2 protein-coding genes are annotated in these 2,539 nt (G+C 56.2%); both read right to left on the reverse strand.

The genetic code is table 11. From position 1 onward, the window contains the following. Positions 1-1,322: 2-hydroxyacyl-CoA dehydratase (locus RT018_RS14830; RefSeq protein WP_312943100.1), on the reverse strand; the 1,322-nt coding region annotated here is incomplete at its 3' end. 3 nt (positions 1,323-1,325) lie between these two features. Next, positions 1,326-2,539, reverse strand: a 1,214-nt coding sequence (locus tag RT018_RS14835; protein ID WP_312943101.1) for an acyl-CoA dehydratase activase-related protein, incomplete at its 5' end; no start/stop codon positions are given.

Below are 2,539 nucleotides of genomic sequence, written 5' to 3' on the forward strand. Positions count from 1 at the left end.
TCCGGCTCCCTCATCAGGTCGGCATCCGGTTCCAAGTCGGGCTGCAGCACCGGGCCCGTTTTCTCCCCAGCCGCACCATTCTCCAGCCGCTCCCGGCCCACTGCCAGCATCAGCTTGATGCGGTTTTCCTGATTTACCCGGGTGGCGCTGGGATCATAGTCAATAGGGGTAATGTTGGCCTGGGGGTACAGCTCCCTAATTTTGTTCACCATGCCCTTGCCGCAGATATGGTTGGGCAGGCAACCGAAAGGCTGGGCGCAGACAATATTTTCGTATCCCGCGCGCACCAGCTCAATCATCTCGGCGGTTAGAAGCCAGCCCTCTCCCATTTTATTGCCCAGACCGATGACACCCTCGGCAAGCTTTTTAAGCTCTTTGAAGGGCAGCGGCGCATGATACCCATTTTTCTCCAGAGCCTTGCGCATCACCTGCTCTGTCCCCGCAAGATACCCCAGAACCAAATCGGAGATATGCTTTTCAAAAAAGCTCCCGCCGTACAGCCGCGCCGTTTGCGAGGGGTTATAGGCGCAGTACTGCACAAATCCCATCAGCCCCGGAAGGTTCACCTCACAGTCCTGAGACTCCAAAAACTTCTCCAAATCGTTGTTGCCAAGAGGAGAGTATTTCACATAGATTTCTCCCACCACGCCCACTTTCACTTTGGGTACGCGGCGGACGGGAATAGTAGCAAAATCGGCGGCGATTTTCGGCATCAGCGCGCGGACCTCGCGATTGGAATGGCCTTTTCCCGCCCGGATACTCCCGCAGATATGTATCAGCCATTTTTCAAGCATCGCATCGCTGTCGCCCCTGTTCAGCTCATAAGGAACGGTCTGCGCCCGCAAGGTCGCCAGCAAATCCCCGTAATAGATAGCCGCCATTAACTGGCGTATCAAAAGCAGCGTCATGGGAAAGCCAGAGTCCTTCTCAAGACCCGAGAAGTTCAGGCTTGCCACGGGCACCTGTCCATAGCCTGCTCGCTCCAATGCCTTGCGCAGCAGGTGAATATAGTTCGACGCACGGCAGCCTCCGCCAGTCTGGGTGATGATGAGAGCTGTGTGGTCCAAATCGTATTTTCCGGAATCCAGTGCATCCAAAAACTGGCCGATGACCAGCAGCGCGGGATAGCAGGTATCGTTGTGGACGTATTTCAGCCCGTTCTCCGCCACCTGCGAACCGCAGTTGCCCAAAAGCTCGCAGGCGTAGCCCTGATTCTCCAGGGCAGCGGCCAGAATCCGGAACTGAATGGGAGCCATGCTGGGAATCAGTATCTTATGTGTCTTTTTCATTTCCGGGGTAAATTTCGGATAATTCATCTCCATGGCTCAGTCCTCCTTCCGCGCGGCGCTCCGAAGGCGGTCTTCCTGTTCCTCCAGTGCGGCAAACAGGCTCCGCAGGCGGATACGCACCGCGCCCAAATTAGTAATTTCGTCAATTTTAAGCTGGGTATAGAGTTTTCCGCCCTCCAGCAATATTTCCCGTGTCTCGTCGGACGTAATTGCGTCCAAGCCGCAGCCGAAAGACACCAGCTGCACCAGCTCCATATCGCTGCTTTGCGTGCAGTATTTCGCGGCGGCATATAGTCGGGCATGGTAGGTCCACTGGTTCAACACGGAAGTTTCAAACGGGTCCACCAGCTCGGAAACCGCGTCCTCCGTCACCACCGCCGCACCAAACTGGGTCAGCAGCGTATCAATGCCATGGTTCACCTCCGGGTCCGCGTGGTAGGGTCGGCCAGCCAGAACAACGATGCGCCGCCCCTCTTCCCGGGCCTGCTTAATAATGCGCTGGCCCTCTCCACGGACTTGGGCCATGTGCTTTTCATACTCGGCATAGGCTTCGTCCGCCGCCGCCCCAACTTCGCTCCGGCTGATGCCGGAAAAGTACTTTTCGAGAACTCCGTGCATCTTACGGACAAATTCTTTGGGATGGTGAATCCCAACGTAATCGTATATGAATTTGACGTTTTTGATCTCTGGAGAGTTCCCGGCAATGACCTCCGGGTAATAAGCCACCACAGGACAGTTATAGTGATTGTCCCCCTTGCCCTCGTCCAGATTGTAGGTCATGCAGGGGTAGAAAATCGCATCCAGCCCCAGACGGCTCAGGTATTGGATATGGCCATGGGCCAGCTTCGCCGGGAAACAGGCGGTATCACTGGGGATGCTGGCTTGCCCCTTCAGGTATAGATCCCGACTGCTGAGCGGGCTGTGGTACACGGTAAATCCAAGACTTGTAAAAAACGCGTGCCAGAAGGGTAGCAGCTCGTAGTTGTTCAAACACAGCGGAAGGCCGATTTTCCCCCGCTTTCCGGGGACGGGCTTATAGCTTAAAAGCAACCGGCGCTTGTATTCGTAGAGGTTCAGCAGCCCACTGTCCGCCTTACCGGTGACGGGGCGGTCGCAGCGGTTGCCGCTGAGGAAGACAGAGCCGTCGGAAAAGGTGTTGACCGTGAGTTGGCAGTTATTGCCGCACAGGCCGCACAGTCTGCTGCGGGTATCCTGCGTAAAGCTGCGCAGGCGCTCCGCATTCAAAAGCG

It is taken from the genome of Oscillibacter sp., assembly GCF_032060045.1.
Taxonomy (GTDB): Bacteria; Bacillota; Clostridia; order Oscillospirales; family Oscillospiraceae; genus Oscillibacter.